This is a genomic window from Veillonella parvula, from assembly GCF_047241225.1.
Lineage (GTDB): Bacteria > Bacillota > Negativicutes > Veillonellales > Veillonellaceae > Veillonella > Veillonella parvula_O.
The window spans coordinates 175,666-193,606 of sequence record NZ_JBKTIE010000001.1; the positions used below are offsets into that span (position 1 = coordinate 175,666).

Below are 17,941 nucleotides of genomic sequence, written 5' to 3' on the forward strand. Positions count from 1 at the left end.
TACATGACTATTAATCCCTAGTGGTTTCCACTAGGGATTTTTTGTTGCTTATTTTTGTTTATTATGGTGTAAGTTGTATTGGTATAATATAATATAGCTTAAAGTGATTATTAAATATATCATAGAGTCTTGAAATATGATCGGAGGCATTATGGCACTATTAGAGTTATCTAATATATCCTATGTTGTAAAAGAAAAGTCTATTATCCGTGATGTGTCTCTATCTGTACATGACGGAGAGTATCTCACTATTGTAGGCCCTTCTGGTAGTGGTAAAAGTACACTTTTAAAATTATGCAGTGATTTAATTAGCCCTACCTCAGGGGTTATTACTTATAATGGACGTGATTTAGCCACTATAGATCCAGAAAGTTATCGTAAAGAGGTTGGCTATTGCTTTCAAAGACCTTACTTATTTGCAAAAACCGTACGTCGTAATATTTTGTTCCCTTATGATATTCGAGGGATGGAACCTGATATGATTCGTATCAAATATCTTTTCGATTTACTTCATATGCCTATTGAATATCTTGAACGCCGTAATGATGAATTATCTGGTGGAGAAATGCAACGGATTTGTCTCATTCGAAGCCTTATCTTTGAACCTAAAGTATTGCTTTTAGATGAGGTAACCTCTGCATTAGACGCTGTCAACACAGCTATTGTAGAACAGGTAATCGATGAGCTCCATAAAAATGGAATGACCATCATAGCAATTACACATAGTGAGGAACAAAGCTTACGTAAGGCTAATCGCCGCATTACAATTGTAGATGGATCATTAGCTAAAGAGGAGGTATTACGGTGAGTCAATTTCATGCTATTTCAGCCATGTCATTATGCCTTGCATCTATATTAGTTATTATAAGTATGTTTATGTCCTATCGGCAGGAGTTGAAGTTAGAGAAAGATATTTTTATAAGTGCTTTGCGGGCTACCATCCAATTATTTGTTATAGGTTTTATTTTAGCTTATATTTTTAGTACTGAAAGTCCTATATTTATAATTGGTTTATTAGGATTTATGGCTATTAATGCAGCTTATAATTCTTCTAAACGTGGCAAGGGAATACCATATGCATTGTGTATTTCTTGGTTTGCCATAACCGTAGGTGCAAGCATTACATTATCGATTTTGCTTCTAACAGGTGTGCTTAACTTTACTGCTTATCAGGTGATTCCTGTTGGAGGGATGGTTATTAGTGGAGCTATGGTGGCAATTGGCCTTTGTTATCGACAAATGCTATCAAACTTTGAGTTACGCCAACAAGAGGTGGAAATTAAACTAGCGTTAGGAAGTACACCTAAGCAAGCGTCAAAAGCCATCGTGCGAGATGTTATAAAGACTGGATTGCAACCTACTGTAGATAGCGCTAAGACTTTAGGAATCGTGGCTTTACCAGGAATGATGACAGGTCTTATCTTAGCGGGGATGCCTCCACTTGAAGCTGTAAAATATCAAATGATTGTGACATTTATGAGTTTATCTACCATATCGATTGCTTGCTTTATTACTTGTCAATTAGCGTATAGAACATTTTTTAATAATAGGAATCAATTAAATAGGTAAATTTAGTGCTTTAAATATATTTTATTGTACATCAAATCAGAATATTTACTCATAACTTAGAGTAGTAGCCTTAAGGTTACTGCTCTTTTTTTATAGAAATAATGTTTATATATGATTATAGGAATAAAAATTGTTGGATATAATTCTGTATAGTTATAAAGGTTTACTTATTTTGTTTTTAACATTGCATCATTGCTATAAATGATACTGAGATTTATTATTGAAATAGATAGAGCATTGTTGATATAATGTATCAGTAAATTCTATAGTATTTCGTATTGTAAGGAGTTCTTATGAGCAATTATGACTTAGAAACAAGGGGAGGGCGCGCAGCTAAAACTACGCTACTAGGTATACTGGCTTTAGCTATTTTAATTGCCACATCTCTTGGTTCACTCTTTATTGGGATACGCTATATCAGCCTAGATGATATTACTTTATCCTTTACTAACTATGATCCTAATAGTATAGGTCAGATGATCGTTCAAACATTGCGCTTGCCACGTATGATAGCAGGTATCGTTGTAGGTATCAGCTTTGCCGTATCAGGTGCACTGATGCAAGGTGTTACCAACAATCCTATGGCAAGTCCTTCTATTTTGGGGATTAACGCAGGTGCCAGTTTTGGTTTAGCTGTTGGGATGATTTTATTTCCTTATTTAACCTTAAATGGAAGTATTTTGTTTTCCTTCGGTGGGGCCGCATTGGCAACAATGTTCATTTTAGCTCTTGCTAAACGCGTAGGTGGTAAAGCTACTCCTGTATATCTTGCACTTGCAGGTACGGCTATTAGTGCAGTATTTGTGGCTGTTACACATATGCTTGTTGTGTACTTCCAAGTGGCACAAGAGTTAAGTTTTTGGACTGCAGGCGGCATTAGTGGTATTCGCATGGAACAAGTATTACTCGTATTACCTTGGACACTCATTGGTATTCTTATTGCCATGTACGTATCTAAATCTGTTACGCTCTTAAGCTTTGGCGAAGAGGTGGCGATTGGTCTTGGTAGTAATTTAAATCGTGTACGTGTATTATCTGGTTTGACTGTACTTATTCTTAGCGGTTCTGCTGTTGCTCTAGCCGGTCCGATCGGCTTTGTAGGTCTCGTTATTCCACATATAACACGTAAACTGGTAGGCATCGATTATCGTCTTGTAATTCCATTCTCTGCACTCTTTGGTGCAGTACTTGTTATGATTGCTGACGTTGTAGCTCGTATCGTAAATCCTCCATTCGAAACACCATTAGGTGCCATTACTGCCCTTGTCGGTGTTCCATTCTTTATTTATTTAGCAAATCGTAAGGGAGGAAAATAAGATGAAAAAACGCTTTTTTGCCTACTCTTTCGTTATGACGCTCATGTTGTTAGGTGCCATGTATGGACATCTTCATACAGGCTTTAGTGATATGTCTACATCTGATCTTATTCGTATTCTCTTTGGCGGTGGTAATGATGTAGAAAAACTCACAGTTTTTGATTTCCGTTTAGTTCGCACCATCTTGGCTGTATTTATTGGTATGGGCCTTGCTATGTCTGGTGCAATTTTTCAAACTATATCTCGAAATGAATTGGCTAGTCCAAGCTTGTTAGGTGTAAATGCTGGTGCTGGTTTAGGTGTAGTTCTTTTAGTATATTTTGCAGGCTCTACAACGGCGTGGGGAATTTGGACATTACCTACTGTTGCCGTAGCTGGGGCTGTTGTGGCAGCGATTTTAATTTATCTTCTATCTTGTCGCGGTAGAGATATTATTTCGCCATATCGTTTAATCTTAACAGGTATCTCTATGAGTGCAGGATTCCATGCATTGCAAGTCTTACTCGTAACGCGTTTGGACCCTAATAAATTTTATTTAGTTAATACTTGGACCATCGGCACTATTTCGGGTAATACCTGGGAGCATGTATGGGTGCTTGCACCAATTGTCATTGTATTATCACTCATTCTTTATGCCCGTTATATGGAGTTAAATTTATTGAGCCTAGCTGATGAAACGGCGATTGGGCTTGGTGTACATATAAATCGCTCTAGATTTGTATACCTTATTATTGCAGTTCTTTTATCTGGGTTCTGTGTAGCTATCGGCGGCAGCATTGGTTTTGTAGGGCTTATTTCCCCGCATATTGCACGTCGCTTAGTCGGTGCCGATCATGCCTATTTCTTGCCATTAACAGGTCTAATTGGAGCTATTTTAGTGGTCACTGCCGACTGGATTGGCCGATCCATTATTGCGCCTGATGAAATCCTCTTAGGGATTATTGTAGCTTTAATCGGGGCACCATACTTCTTGTATATTCTAGCGAAAACAAAAGCGTAAAAGGGGAAATATAAATGAAATTAGAAATTAAAAACCTAACTACTGGTTACGGTGATACAAAAATTATAGAGAACTTAAATCTTACGATTCCAGAAGGCAAGGTAACAGCATTAATTGGTGCTAATGGTTGTGGTAAATCTACTTTACTAAAAACTATTTGTCGTATTATTCGACCAATGGATGGCGATGTCTTACTAGATGGTAAATCTATCGGTTCTTATGGTAGTAGAGAACTAGCAAAAAAGGTTGCTATTTTGCCTCAAAATCCAACGGCACCTGGTGAAATTACAGTTCGTGAACTTGTTATGTACGGTCGTGCACCGCATCAAGGCAGCTTATTTGCCCGTACTACAAAAGAGGATAAAGAAATTGTAGAGTGGGCTTTGAAGGAGACTGAATTACTTCAGTTTGCAGATCGTGGCATTACAAATATGTCTGGGGGGCAACGGCAACGCGCATGGATTGCCATGGCTATCGCTCAAAATACAGACATTCTATTCCTCGATGAGCCTACTAGCTTCCTTGATGTATCTCACCAAATGGATGTATTACATCTTGTGGAACATTTGAATAAAACGTACAATAAGACAATTATCATGGTTATTCATGAACTTAATGAAGCAGCTCGTTTTGCCGATAATTTAGTTGCCATGAAGGATGGAAAAATTCAATACGAAGGTACGCCTCATACTATCTTCCATAATGAAATGTTGAAGGTTGTATTTGGTGTAGATTCTACAATCATGAATGACCCTAAGACAGATCGTCCGTTCTGTATTCCTTATTCTATGAAAAATTATGGCCATACGGCACGTGAGGTGTAGTATGAAGCGTTTGTTAATTTCTGGTCTTTTGGGGGCTTGTATGCTCATGGGAATTGCAGGATGTGGTCCACAGGAAAATGGTATGACTCATGAAGCCATCTATGCTAATCTTGATGATAAGGTAAAAACAGCCCTTGAACGGTCAAATGATCCGAAAGACATTGATAAAGAGTTTAAGAAGCGATTAACGGCTATCCAAAAGGCAGCAGATAAAATTGTTACTGTTGAAGGAGATAAGATTATTGTCACTCATAAGCTCGGGACAACAGTTATGCCTAAAGAACATAAACGTATCGTGGTTGTTCGGACAGAAGATCCTATGATTGCATTAGATGAATCTTTTATAGGGGCAAATTTTAATGAAAAAAGCTATCTTTATAATGAATTAAGTAATCGTAATGTTCAAAATTTTAGTATTAATGATGAAACAAAGACTATCAACTATGAGCAGATTCAGGCTTTAAAACCGGATTTGATTATTATGCGTGACTCTTATGGTAAAGCGGCATATAATGCACTTTCTAAAATTGCTCCAACCATTTCTGTCAACGTAAATAAGGAAGAAGTTGCACTACTAACTATTGCTAAAGCACTTGGGGTCCCTGAAAAAGGGGAAGCTCGTTTGAAAGAATATTATTCACAGGCTAAGAAAACACGGATAGCTTTAGCTGAACATATGCAAGGGGAAACCGTAGCTTTTCTAAGAATTTTAAATAAAGAAATACGATTGTATCCGTATATGAAAAGCGATTTGAATGTCTTTATGGCTGAATTACTTAATATTAAACCGCCTGATATGGTATTAGAAACAGAACTTAACCCTACGAACAATGCGATTTCTTTAGAGCGATTACCCGATCTTGATGCAGGCTATTTAATCGTTTCTGCTGGTTACGGTGCTTCTAGTGCTAATAATCAAGGTGTAGCAGACCAACGATTGGCAAATCTTAAAAAAGATGAGTTGTGGAAAAATTTGCCTGCTGTAAAAGCCGATCATGTATTGCAAGTGGATAGTACTTTGTGGATGGCCCATGGTATTATTGCGAAAGAACGTGCTATGAAAGAGCTGTATGATACATGGGGAGAATAGGACTAAATACATTTGTAATATATAGTTAGTACTATTATGTAAGGGTTTATCTCGTGTAAAAATACATACATACATTTTAGTCATGTTCGATATAGATAATCGATATAGATTAGAAACTCCCATGATATAAAGGTTGCTTCCTCTTATGAGGTGGCAACCTTTTTGCATGTATCAAATTCCTGTGCTTTTTAGTAGGAATAGTGGTATACTATGTACAGTATCAGTGAAATACCAGAAGACTGGTTGTCATATACTTTCATAAACCTAAAGAGGGGTGGCATTGCCACTAGAAAGATTTGAGGTAAGTACTATGTATGATGTAAAATCTCCAAAGGCGGAGGAATTTATTTCCCATCAGGAAATCCTTGACACACTTGCCTATGCAGAGGAAAACAAGGAAAATAGGGAGTTGTTAGATGCTATTTTAGCGAAAGCTGCTACATTTAAGGGATTAAACCACCGAGAAGCAGCAGTTCTCTTAGAATGTCCGTTACCTGAATATAAGGAAAAGCTTTTTGCTTTAGCAAAGGAAATCAAGAAGGCTATCTACGGCGATCGTATTGTTCTATTTGCACCGTTATACTTGTCTAACTATTGTATCAATGGATGTGTGTATTGTCCGTACCACTCCAAAAACCGCGATATTAAACGTAAAAAATTAACGCAAGACCAAATCAGAGAAGAGGTTATTGCGTTAGAAGCGATGGGCCATAAGCGTATTGTAATTGAGTCTGGTGAAGATCCTCTTAATAATCCACTGGAATATATTTTGGAATCCATCAAGACGATTTACAGTATCAAAAATAAAAATGGTGAAATCCGCCGTGTAAACGTAAATATTGCAGCTTGTTCCGTTGAGGACTACAAAAAATTACATGAAGCTGGTATTGGCACGTATACATTATTCCAAGAAACATATAATAAAGAAAACTATGAAGCTTTACATCCTACAGGCCCTAAGAGCGACTACGCCTACCATACAGAGGCGATGGACCGCGCTATGCAAGGTGGTATTGATGATGTAGGCATCGGAGTTCTTTATGGTTTGGAACATTATAAATACGATTTCGTTGGTTTGTTGATGCACGCAGAACATTTAGAGGCTGTGTATGGGGTAGGTCCACATACTATTTCTGTACCTCGTATTTGTCCAGCGGATGATATCGATGTAGATGATTTCAGTAATGCTGTACCTGATGATGTATTTGAAAAAATTGTTGCTCTTATCCGCGTCTCCACACCGTATACAGGTATGATTATGTCCACTCGTGAAAGTCAATCCATGCGTGAACGTGGCTTGGCATTAGGTATCTCCCAAATTAGTGGTGGATCTCGTACTAGTGTAGGTGGTTACAAAGAAGAAGAAAAGCCAGAAGATAATACGGCACAATTCGATCGTAGTGATACGCGTACATTAGATGAAATCGTTAACTGGTTGCTAGACCTTGGGTATGTTCCAAGCTTCTGTACTGCTTGTTATCGTGCAGGTAGAACTGGGGATCGATTCATGGCTCTTGCAAAATCCGGTCAAATTCACAACTGTTGTCAACCAAATGCGTTGATGACATTGAACGAATATATCATGGATTACGGCAATGATGAAACTAAGGCTCATGGTTCTAAGGTTATTGAACAACAGTTAGAAAATATCAAAAATGATTTAGTTAAAGATAAAGCTAAAGCTTATATTGCACAGATGAAAGACGGCGAACGGGACTTCCGGTTCTAAGGAATTCACTGATATGGAGCCTCCTATTGATAATAGGAGGCTCTTTCTTGTTGAGAAAATAGCAAGCTTTAAATGAGAATAAAATATATAAAATAGTTTATTTTATTTGCATTTTAAGGTATAATAAATAAAAATGATAATGATAATACGTTGAATTCAAGAATAATATTGATTATAAACTACTGAGGGATATGATGATTAAGAAAAAACGTTGGCGCCTTTGTAAAGGTGATCAAGAGAAAGAGAATATCTTAATCCGTGAACTTGGTGTAAACCCTATTGTGGCTAAATTAATGGTGAATCGTCACATTGATGTAGACGAAGGTCGTCAGTTTTTACAAGGTACTTTGTCAGATTTGTTAGATCCATTTACATTAAAAGATATGGATGTGGCTGTTTCACTAGTTCTGGAAACAATTGAAAGTCACAAACCAATCGTCATTTATGGTGATTATGATGTAGATGGTATTACTGCAACATCAGTACTTTATCGATTTTTAAAGAAATTAGGTGCCGATGTTACCTATTACATACCAGAACGTCAAAGTGAAGGGTATGGCCTCAATTTAGAGGCTTTAGAGCACCTTATTGAACGGGGAACAGCTTTAGTCATTACCGTCGATTGCGGCATTAGCTCTTACGATATTGTAGAGGCTGTACGAGACCGTATCGATATGATTATTACGGATCATCATACGGCTCCTGATATGATTCCACGAGCCAAGGCCGTTATAAATCATAAGCAAAAGGACTGTCCTTATAAGGATAAAAACTTATCTGGCGTAGGGGTTGCTTTCAAATTATGCCAGGCCTTGTGGCTTACAAAGCACGGAGAATGGTACTTAGATGATTTAGATATCGTTGCACTTGGCACTGTAGCCGATGTAGTACCTTTGGTCGGTGAGAATCGCATCATTGTGAAATCTGGCCTTGAGAAGATGAATAGGGAACCTAATTTAGGGATTAAAAAGCTTATTGATGTAGCTGGACTCCATGAACGAACTATTACATCTGGACATATTGGTTTTACCTTAGCACCTCGCCTTAATGCAGCGGGGCGCGTAACGCATGCAACGCGTGCTGTCGAACTACTTGTGACCGATGGCGAGGATATAGCAGAGGCAATTGCAGAGGAATTAAACGAAACGAATCGTGAACGACAAGAGCTAGAACGAAATATTCACGAGTTGGCTCGTATAGATGTAGCTAATCAAGGACATAAAGCTGATTATGTAACCATTGTGGCCGGCGAAGAGTGGCATCCCGGTGTTATTGGTATTGTTGCCTCTCGTCTAGTAGAGGAGTTTTACAAACCAACCTTAGTTATCAGCATTCATGATGGCGTTGGTAAAGGCTCGTGCCGTAGTATAGATGGCTTTAACATATATGATGCATTAAAATCTTGCGAGGATATCTTGCTACAGTTTGGCGGGCATGCTGCGGCAGCAGGCTTTAGCATCGATGCAAATCGTATTGATGAGTTACGAGAACGGTTAACCAAGTATTGCAAAGCAGTTATTACAGAAGAGGAATATATTCCTGTGGTTGCTATTGATGCGGAACTACCTGTTGATGATATCGATGTCGATATCATTGACCGGGTATCAGACCTTGAACCTTATGGGATGGCCAATAGCACGCCAGTCTTTGCTATTATGGAAGCTACCGTGCAAGATATTATGCTCATGGGCCAATTAAAAAATCATTGTAAGATAATATTTGAAACTTCGAATGGTACATTAGATGCTATAGCTTGGAATCGTCCAGACTTATTTAAATTTATCTTCGTGGGAACTGTGGTAAAAGTGGCATTCTCCTTGCAAAAGAATGAATGGCAAGGCATGGTTTCTCCGCAGCTCATGATTCAAGCTATTGAACCATTGACTGAAGAGCCGATTAAGCTTTCTACAGAAGGGCTTAGACAAATGTATGTCATAATAAAACAGTCCATGCGAGGTCGTAGTCAATCGGTTTATAATGTAGAACAAGATATATTGCGCCGTAAGCCGGCGGATCAGAATAATCGCAGTGCTCTAACATCTATTGATGTATTTAAAGAATTGGGCATTGTTGAAGAATATACAAGTGATGATGGTCAATTAATGCTTAGATGGAATGCCATTGAAGGAAAATTAGATCTTGTCACATCCGTAACATTCCTTACTTATAGTGTATAGGAGGTGACATCATGACAACTGTAAATGAAGAAGGCAAAGCTTTGGTGGGACAAAGTACATTTGATAAAAGTAAAGCCTTAGCTGAGTTTATGGAGTATATCCATACGTATTTAACAGATGATGAGTGTGACCAAGTATTGAAAGCTTTTGAGCTTGCTGATAAGGCTCACGAAGGTCAGTTTAGAGCTTCCGGTGAGCCGTATATCATGCATCCTCTAGCTGTAGCAGATATTTTGGCACATTTACAAATCGACCATATTACACTTATGGCAGCTCTTATGCATGATGTGGTTGAAGATACATCTTATTCGAAGGAAGACCTAGAGGAGATGTTTGGCTCTGAAGTAGCATTCCTTGTTGATGGGGTAACAAAATTAAACCAATTCCAATATGAAACAAAAGAAGATCGCCAAATGGAAAACTATCGAAAGATGATTTTAGCCATGGCGAAGGATGTACGTGTCGTAGTTATTAAATTGGGTGACCGCTTACACAACATGCGCACATTAAAGCATATGCGTAGTGACAAACAAAAACGTATTGCTAAGGAAACCCTAGAAATCTTTGCACCTTTGGCACATCGTCTCGGTATCTTCAATGTGAAATGGGAGTTGGAAGATTTATCCTTCCGTTATTTAGAGCCGGAAAAATACTATGATCTAGTTGATCAAATGAAACAAAAACGTCAAGTCCGGGAAGACATCGTTAATGATACGATGAGTCAACTTACAAAGGCTTTAAGCGAAGCTCATATCAAGGCGGATATCAAAGGTCGTCCAAAACATTTCTACAGTATTTATAAGAAGATGAAAAAGGACAACCGCGATTTGTCTCAAATTTATGATTTGCTTGCCGTTCGTGTAATCGTTGATAGCATTCCTGATTGTTATGCGGTACTTGGCATTGCACATAGCTTGTGGAAGCCATTGCCTTATCGGTTCAAAGATTATATTTCCATGCCGAAGTCTAATATGTATCAATCTTTACATACAACCGTTATCGGCACGATGGGGCAACCGGTAGAGATTCAAATTCGTACTTGGGAAATGCACCGCGTATCTGAATATGGTGTGGCTGCTCACTGGCGATATAAAGAAGGAAATAAAAACGGCGATAAAGAATTTGATCAAAAGGTTGCATGGCTACGCCAGGTTCTTGAATGGCAAGATACTAGTAATCCAACGGAACTCGTTAACGCTTTAAAATTGGACGTTTTCTCTGGTGAGGTATTTGTATTCACGCCAAAGGGTGACGTTGTTAAGTTGCCAATAGGCTCTGTACCGCTTGACTTTGCCTATCGAGTTCATACCGATGTAGGTCATCATTGTGTAGGCGCTAAGGTAAACGGCAAAATTGTGCCGTTGGATTATACCTTGCAAAATGGTGATATTGTTGATATCATCACATCCAAAACAGGTCGTCCTAGCCTTGATTGGTTGAATATCGTAGGTTCTTCTGAAAGTAAGAGTAAAATTCGCAATTGGTTCAAGCGTGAAAATAAAGCTGAAAATATTGAAAAAGGTTTAGACTCTCTTGAAAAAGAAGCGAAACGACTGAATCATAATTGGAAAGAATTATGTGCAGACAACCGTTTACAACATGTAACGAAACAACTTAAAGCCGGTACAGAAGAGGAAATGTTTGCAGCCTGTGGCTATGGTGGCATTCCTGTAAGCACTGTTCTCTTGCGTTTAATTGAACTTTATAAAAAGTCTAAAGAGGTAGAGGAATCTAAGCGCAGTACAGAGCAAATTATTGAGAAATTAAAATCTCAAGGACAAAAGAAAACTAAAAATGGCACTGGTGTTCTCGTAAAAGGTGAAGCTGGTGTGATGGTGCGTATGGCAAAATGCTGTAATCCTGTACCTGGTGATGATATTATAGGTTACATAACCCGTGGTCGTGGTGTTTCTATTCACCGTTGTGATTGCCCTAGCATGGGACATTCTCCTGAAGACTTAGAGCGGATGATAGAAGTCTCTTGGGACGGTTCTTCTGGCGAATCTTTCCACGTAGGCATTGATATTCAAGCTTATGATCGAGCTGGTATTCTCATGGAGGTTATGGCGGTGCTTTCAGAATTGAAAATCACCATTACTAACATCAATGCTAAGGTTCAAGAAGATACAAAAAATGTAAGCATCAATTTGGTGGTTGATATCCGGGATATTTCGCAACTAGATTTCGTAATGACTAAATTGCGTCGTATTCGTGAAGTGTATACTGTTCAACGTAGTAAAGGAGGGGCTTAATGAGCGAACAACAATTAGTGCTTATGCGCATGCCTTTAGGTCCACTAGGAACAAATTGCTATGTTATCGGTGATAAAGTGATAGGTGAAGCTTTCATTATCGATCCTGCAACAGCTGAAGTACTAGATGCGCTAAAAAAACATGACTTAAAGCCTAAGGCGGTTGTACTGACACATGGTCATGGAGATCATATTGGTGGTATTCAAGAGATTGTGAATACCTATCACGTACCTGTATATATTCATAAGGGCGATGTACCGTATTTATCTGATCCTGAACTTAATCTTAGTGCTTATAGCAATCCAACGCCAATTATGGTAAAAGCGGAAATCATCGAGGTTAAACAAGGTGATCACATTATATGTGGTGATATCGATCTTGAGGTGCTTGAAACACCAGGTCATACGCCAGGAGGTGTGTGCTATTACATGGAAGGTCTTGTGTTTGTAGGGGATACTCTATTCAGAGATTCCGTAGGCCGTACAGATTTTCCAAATGGTTCTTATGAGACACTGATATCATCTATTAAGACTCAGCTTTATACATTGCCTGATAATACAATGGTGTATCCTGGTCATGGACCGGAAACAAATATAGGGTATGAAAAACAATACAACCCATTCGTTGGTCAGTAGGTTTAAACGAATTATTTTTTACAGTCGGGGGAATTTTATCATGAACACAACATTAGAAAAATTAAAAGAACGCATTAAAGACAAAAAGTACAAATTGACCACACAACGTCAAACAATCTTGCAAGCATTTATCGATGCTGAAGAAAATCATTTGAGTGCTGAAGATGTATATGTTCTTGTAAAAGAGGTGGCACCTGATATCGGGTTGGCAACAATTTACAGAACTCTTGATCTCTTCACAGAACTTGATTTGTTAAAACGTCTTGATTTTGGTGATGGCCGTAATCGTTATGAATTAAATGACGAAGAGTTCGCTCATTTCCATCATCATTTGATTTGCGTAAAATGTGGTAAAGTATCCGAGTTTGAAGATGACATGCTTGAAACATTGGAGTCTATCATCGCTAAGAAATTGAACTTCCGTACCATTGATCATCAATTGAAAGTATATGGTTACTGTAGTGATTGTCAAAATCATATGACTGAAGCAGAATTAGAAAAGCTTGAGCGTATGTCCCATCATGGTTAATGGATATCTATATACGGGTCCATTACCACTTGGCTCCGTAGTAGCTCATAACTGTGGCGCGGCGGGACTATTTTCTGATAAGGTACATCCAGAGGTTATCCTTGAAGCGCATGAAGTGGAAGGGAAGTACACATTAACTGTTACTATTGGTGATACAGTTCAGATTTTTGAAGGCCCTGTTTCCTCTATGGGGCGTCGTCAAATTGGACAAGCCTTGTTGCGCTATTTGCGTGAATATCAAGGCTTACCTGCTGAGGCTCCATGGGGAACCATGGTAGGTGTGCGCCCTACAAAGCTACTACATAAATATATAGATACATATGGCTCTGTCCACGCAGCAACTCGTCACATTCGGGACGAGTTTTCTGTGTCTATGGAAAAGCTTGCTACTTTGGGGGCCATTGGCGAATATCAACGTCCGTTTCTATCTGATACAGACGATAAAAAGGTAAGTCTCTATTGTGGTATTCCTTTCTGCGATACGCGTTGCGTATATTGTTCGTTTCCATATGGTCTCTACCAGGATTATGCTGGTAAAAGTCAATTTCTAAGGGCTTTAAACCGTGATATAGAAGATATGAAATCTATTGTTGATTCCTATAATCTAACAGTAGATACTCTCTATATGGGCGGCGGCACTCCAACAGTGCTAGAGGATGAAGACTTTCACCAAGTCCTAAAACTGTTGTCTATACTTGTGCCAGAAGGACATGAGTTTACCTTAGAAGCGGGGCGGCCAGATTCTGTTAATCCTACTAAGCTACGTTCCATGCTTGAGCTAGGTGTGAATCGCATTAGCATTAACCCGCAAACGATGCAAGATGATATTTTGCGTCGCATTGGACGCGGTCATAGCGTACGGGATGTTGATGAACTTTTACAATATGTAAAAAACAATACATCATTAGCCGTAAATATGGATTTTATCGCAGGCTTGCCTAACCAAACGATGTCAAACATGATAGAGAATATGGATTATGTATGTCAAAATCTGCCGGGAAATGTTACAATTCATACGTTAGCATTAAAACGTGGTAGCCCGTTGTACGATTTACATATGGAAGATGATATTCCTGAAGAAAATCTCGTAGCGGAAATGGTACAATATGGTAAAGAGCGTCTTGAAGCGGCTGGTTATGTGCCATATTATTTATATCGCCAACAATATATGAGAGGGCAGTTAGAGAATATCGGCTATACCTTGCCTGGCAAAGCATGCGAATACAATATTCAAATCATGGAAGAACGCCAAAGTATTCTATCCATGGGGCCCGGTAGCTCGTCTAAGTGGATGCGAGCCCCTGAATATCGTCAGCTTAAACAGCATATGCCAAAAGACGTAGATGTTTATCACGTAACGATAGATGCACTTTTAGAGAAACGACATAAAATTTGTGAAAGATTTTGGGAGGTTGTGTAATGGCTATAAGAAAACCAAGAGGTACACAAGACTTTTTGCCAGAACAGATGATAAATTGGCACTATATTGAACAACGTATGCGCGAAATTTGTAAAGTATACGGCTTCAATGAAATTCGCACACCTGCCTTTGAAGAAACTAAATTATTTTTGCGAGGTATCGGTGAAACTACAGATGTAGTACAAAAAGAGATGTACACCTTTACCACCGGAGATGACGGTGGTTCTAGCTTTACCTTACGCCCTGAAAATACGGCGTCTGCTGTGCGCGCATACTTAGAAAATAAAGTATATGGTAAAGAAGGTCTCACCAAATGGTATTATATGGGCCCTATGTTCCGTCATGATAAACCGCAAGCAGGCCGTTACCGTCAATTTCACCAATTTGGTGCTGAGGTATTAGGCTCTCAATCTCCAGTAGTGGATAGCGAAGTTATCTGCATGGTTGTGCAGTTGTTAAAAGATTTTGGACTTAAAGATCTCAATGTAGAGGTAAATTCCGTAGGTTGTCCGACATGTCGTCCTGTATATCGTGAAAAATTAATCGCTTTCTTTGAACCTAAAAAGGAACAATTATGTAGCGACTGCCAAGAACGTTTGTACAAAAACCCTTTGCGTATACTGGATTGTAAAAATGAAACATGTAAATCCTTGTCCATAGGTGCTCCTGAAATTCACGAACATTTATGTGAAGAGTGTCATGATCACTTTGAAGAATTAAAGACTTATTTAACAGCTGCTAATGTGCAATATACTTTAAATCCTCGTCTCGTACGTGGCCTTGATTACTATACAAAAACAGCTTTTGAGGTACAATATACTCCTTTAGGTGCTCAAAGTGCCGTAGCCGGTGGTGGTCGTTACGATGGTCTCGTAGAAGAGCTCGATGGACCGCATACCCCAGCTATCGGTTTTGCTATGGGCATGGAGCGCTTATTATTAGCTCTTGAAAAACAAAACCTATTGCCTGAACCAACTGTAGAACCATCTGCATTCGTAGTAGCTCTTGGTGATGCGGCTAAGGTAGAGGCTTTCAAAATTTGCCAAAAACTTCGCAGTCTTGATATTCCTGTTGAAATGGACGGGCAGGGCAAAAGTATGAAGGCACAATTAAAATACGCTAACAAAATTAATGCGAAATATGTTATTATATTGGGTGATGATGAATTGGTTCGTAAAGAAGCCATAATTCGATTCATGGATACTAGTGAACAAGAGACTGTATCTCTTGATACAGTGGCTGAACGTATAACTTCTTTGGTGAAAGGATGACAATTAGAATGGAAACAATGCAAGGCTTACACCGTACGCACGGTTGTGGCACCATCTCTGAACAAGAGGTAGGTAAAGAGGTCGTATTATGTGGTTGGGTTGAACGCCGTCGTGACCATGGTGGTTTGATATTCTTAGATTTACGCGATCGTTCTGGCGTAGTACAAGTAGTGGCATCCCCAGATCACAACGTAGAATCGTTCCACAAAGCAGAGGATGTTCGTAATGAATATGTGCTTTGCGTGCGTGGAACTATTACAAAACGTGATGATTCTGCTATTAATCCTAACCTTCCTACAGGTGCATACGAAATGTTCTGTGAAGAGTTGCGCGTATTGAACTCCGCTAAAACTCCTCCTTTCTATATTCAAGATGATATCGATGTAGATGAAAATATTCGTTTGAAATATCGTTACCTTGATTTGCGTCGTCCTGAAATGCAACGTAACTTGATTTTACGTCACAAGGTAACAAAAGCAATGCGCGACTTTTTTGATAGCCGCGATTTCTTGGAAATTGAAACTCCAATGCTTACTAAATCTACGCCAGAGGGCGCTCGTGACTATCTAGTGCCTTCCCGTGTAAATGCTGGTACATTCTACGCATTGCCACAATCTCCACAAATCTTTAAACAAATCTTGATGGTTGCTGGTTATGAAAAATATTTTCAAATCGTTCGTTGCTTCCGCGATGAAGATTTGCGCGCAGACCGTCAACCTGAGTTCACTCAGCTCGACTTAGAAATGTCCTTTGTTGATGAAGAAGATATATATGCATTGCTTGAAGAGATGATTGCTCATATATTTAAAACTGCATTAGGTAAAGAAATTTCTTTGCCTATGTCTCGTATTACATGGGACGAAGCAATGGATAAATACGGCTCTGATAAGCCGGATCTTCGTTTTGGTATGGCGTTTACTGATGTAACTGATCTTGTAAAAGATACAGAATTCAAAGTCTTCCGCTCTGTTATCGACAATGGTGGCGTAGTTAAAGGTATCGTTGTGCCTGGTGACGCTGGCATTCCTCGCCGTGAACTTGATGATCTTGTTGAGTATGTAAACCGTTACGGCGCTAAAGGCCTTGCGTGGGCTTGCTTCAATGAAGATGGTTCTATTAAGTCTCAAATCATGAAGTTCTTAGGTGAAGATACAATCCGCAATATTGGTGAAAAAATGGGCGCTAAAGGTGGCGACCTTGTATTGATGATTGCTGATAAACCTGCAACTGTGGCACGTGCATTAGGCGAATTACGCCTTGAAATGGCACGCCGTATGAACATGATTGACCAAGATAAATTGGCATTCACATGGGTAACTGATTTCCCTATGTTCGAATATAACGAAGACGAAAAACGTTATGTTGCAATGCATCATCCGTTTACAATGCCACGCCATGAGGATCTTGATAAATTAGAATCCGATCCTGGCAGTGTAAAAGCGATTGCTTACGACATGGTATTGAATGGCGTAGAAATCGGTGGCGGTTCCTTGCGTATCTACCAAGCTGACGTACAAGAAAAAGTATTCAAAGCAATTGGTTTGTCTATTGAAGAAGCAAGATCTAAATTTGGCTTCATGCTTGATGCATTCCAATACGGTGCACCTCCTCATGCAGGCTGTGCATTTGGCCTTGATCGTCTTGTTATGTTGATGGCAAAACGTCAATCTATCCGCGACGTAATCGCATTCCCTAAAACTCAATCTGCTTCTGATATCATGAGCCAAGCTCCATCTGAAGTAGAACCTAAGCAATTAAAAGAGTTGCATATTAAACCAGATGTAGAAGAAGAACAAGAGCAATCTTTAGTGTAAAAACATAGGCAAGAATTGATTGAAATCGAAATGTCAAGACTTGTTAATTGCCAATCTTTCTGATACTATTTAAGTATAAGATATCCCTGCCATGTGCGTGTGATATCGCAGTTTTGAGCCAACACATTTACTTTGGGAGTCTGACTCTCGTCTGAACGTTATGCCCTTACGGGACAATTGCAGGATGAGGAGGACACCCACCTGCCCTTGCAGGATCAAAACGCGGTACATTACGGCATGGTGGGGCTTTTTTGCGTGTAAAAATAGACTGAAATATCATATACTATAAATATATCTTTTGTAAGAACTAAAATT

The 17,941-nt window shown here is 39.0% G+C and carries 14 protein-coding genes and 1 other RNA gene; all 15 read left to right on the plus strand.

What is annotated here, in order from left to right:
* The first annotated feature begins 151 nt into the window (after nucleotides 1-151).
* The 15 genes from ACLRYO_RS00815 (at nucleotide 152) to ssrS (ending at nucleotide 17,877) form a co-directional block, all read left to right on the plus strand.
* Complete coding sequence (locus ACLRYO_RS00815; protein ID WP_008601398.1) at nucleotides 152-808, plus strand: ATP-binding cassette domain-containing protein; 657 nt, start codon at nucleotides 152-154, stop codon at nucleotides 806-808.
* The gene (locus ACLRYO_RS00820; RefSeq protein ID WP_021148345.1) at nucleotides 805-1,569 is read left to right on the plus strand and encodes an ABC transporter permease; all 765 of its coding nucleotides are present in this window, start codon (nucleotides 805-807) and stop codon (nucleotides 1,567-1,569) included. The genes ACLRYO_RS00815 and ACLRYO_RS00820 overlap by 4 nt, the downstream gene beginning before the upstream one ends.
* A 293-nt stretch (nucleotides 1,570-1,862) precedes the next feature.
* On the plus strand, nucleotides 1,863-2,885 hold the full coding sequence (locus tag ACLRYO_RS00825; protein WP_021148344.1) for a FecCD family ABC transporter permease: 1,023 nt from the start codon (nucleotides 1,863-1,865) through the stop codon (nucleotides 2,883-2,885).
* Between the two features lies 1 nt (nucleotide 2,886).
* Nucleotides 2,887-3,885, plus strand: a complete 999-nt coding sequence (locus tag ACLRYO_RS00830) for a FecCD family ABC transporter permease (protein ID WP_004698530.1) — start codon at nucleotides 2,887-2,889, stop codon at nucleotides 3,883-3,885.
* 14 nt (nucleotides 3,886-3,899) lie between these two features.
* Nucleotides 3,900-4,709: an ABC transporter ATP-binding protein gene (locus ACLRYO_RS00835; protein ID WP_021148343.1), complete on the plus strand. Its 810-nt coding sequence runs from the start codon at nucleotides 3,900-3,902 to the stop codon at nucleotides 4,707-4,709.
* Nucleotide 4,710: 1 nt separating this feature from the next.
* Nucleotides 4,711-5,799 (plus strand): ABC transporter substrate-binding protein, encoded by a 1,089-nt coding sequence (locus tag ACLRYO_RS00840; protein WP_024061977.1) that lies wholly within the window; start codon nucleotides 4,711-4,713, stop codon nucleotides 5,797-5,799.
* Nucleotides 5,800-6,109: 310 nt separating this feature from the next.
* Nucleotides 6,110-7,528: a [FeFe] hydrogenase H-cluster radical SAM maturase HydG gene (gene hydG / locus ACLRYO_RS00845; protein WP_077708570.1), complete on the plus strand. Its 1,419-nt coding sequence runs from the start codon at nucleotides 6,110-6,112 to the stop codon at nucleotides 7,526-7,528.
* A gap of 194 nt (nucleotides 7,529-7,722) precedes the next feature.
* Nucleotides 7,723-9,705, plus strand: a complete 1,983-nt coding sequence (gene recJ / locus ACLRYO_RS00850; RefSeq protein ID WP_287531249.1) for a single-stranded-DNA-specific exonuclease RecJ — start codon at nucleotides 7,723-7,725, stop codon at nucleotides 9,703-9,705.
* 11 nt (nucleotides 9,706-9,716) lie between these two features.
* Nucleotides 9,717-11,957, plus strand: coding sequence for a RelA/SpoT family protein (locus ACLRYO_RS00855; protein WP_413084618.1), 2,241 nt, complete (start codon nucleotides 9,717-9,719; stop codon nucleotides 11,955-11,957).
* Nucleotides 11,957-12,592, plus strand: a complete 636-nt coding sequence (locus tag ACLRYO_RS00860; RefSeq protein WP_413084619.1) for an MBL fold metallo-hydrolase — start codon at nucleotides 11,957-11,959, stop codon at nucleotides 12,590-12,592. Before ACLRYO_RS00855 ends, ACLRYO_RS00860 begins: the two co-directional genes overlap by 1 nt.
* A 40-nt stretch (nucleotides 12,593-12,632) precedes the next feature.
* Complete coding sequence (locus ACLRYO_RS00865) at nucleotides 12,633-13,121, plus strand: Fur family transcriptional regulator (protein WP_008601380.1); 489 nt, start codon at nucleotides 12,633-12,635, stop codon at nucleotides 13,119-13,121.
* Entirely contained in the window at nucleotides 13,114-14,541 is a 1,428-nt protein-coding gene (gene hemZ / locus ACLRYO_RS00870) for a coproporphyrinogen dehydrogenase HemZ (RefSeq protein WP_278622172.1), read from the plus strand. Before ACLRYO_RS00865 ends, hemZ begins: the two co-directional genes overlap by 8 nt.
* On the plus strand, nucleotides 14,541-15,812 hold the full coding sequence (hisS, locus tag ACLRYO_RS00875; RefSeq protein WP_012864578.1) for a histidine--tRNA ligase: 1,272 nt from the start codon (nucleotides 14,541-14,543) through the stop codon (nucleotides 15,810-15,812). The genes hemZ and hisS overlap by 1 nt, the downstream gene beginning before the upstream one ends.
* An 8-nt stretch (nucleotides 15,813-15,820) precedes the next feature.
* Entirely contained in the window at nucleotides 15,821-17,626 is a 1,806-nt protein-coding gene (gene aspS / locus ACLRYO_RS00880; RefSeq protein WP_278457603.1) for an aspartate--tRNA ligase, read from the plus strand.
* Between the two features lie 80 nt (nucleotides 17,627-17,706).
* Nucleotides 17,707-17,877: non-coding RNA, 6S RNA (gene ssrS / locus ACLRYO_RS00885), on the plus strand.
* Nucleotides 17,878-17,941 lie beyond the last annotated feature (64 nt).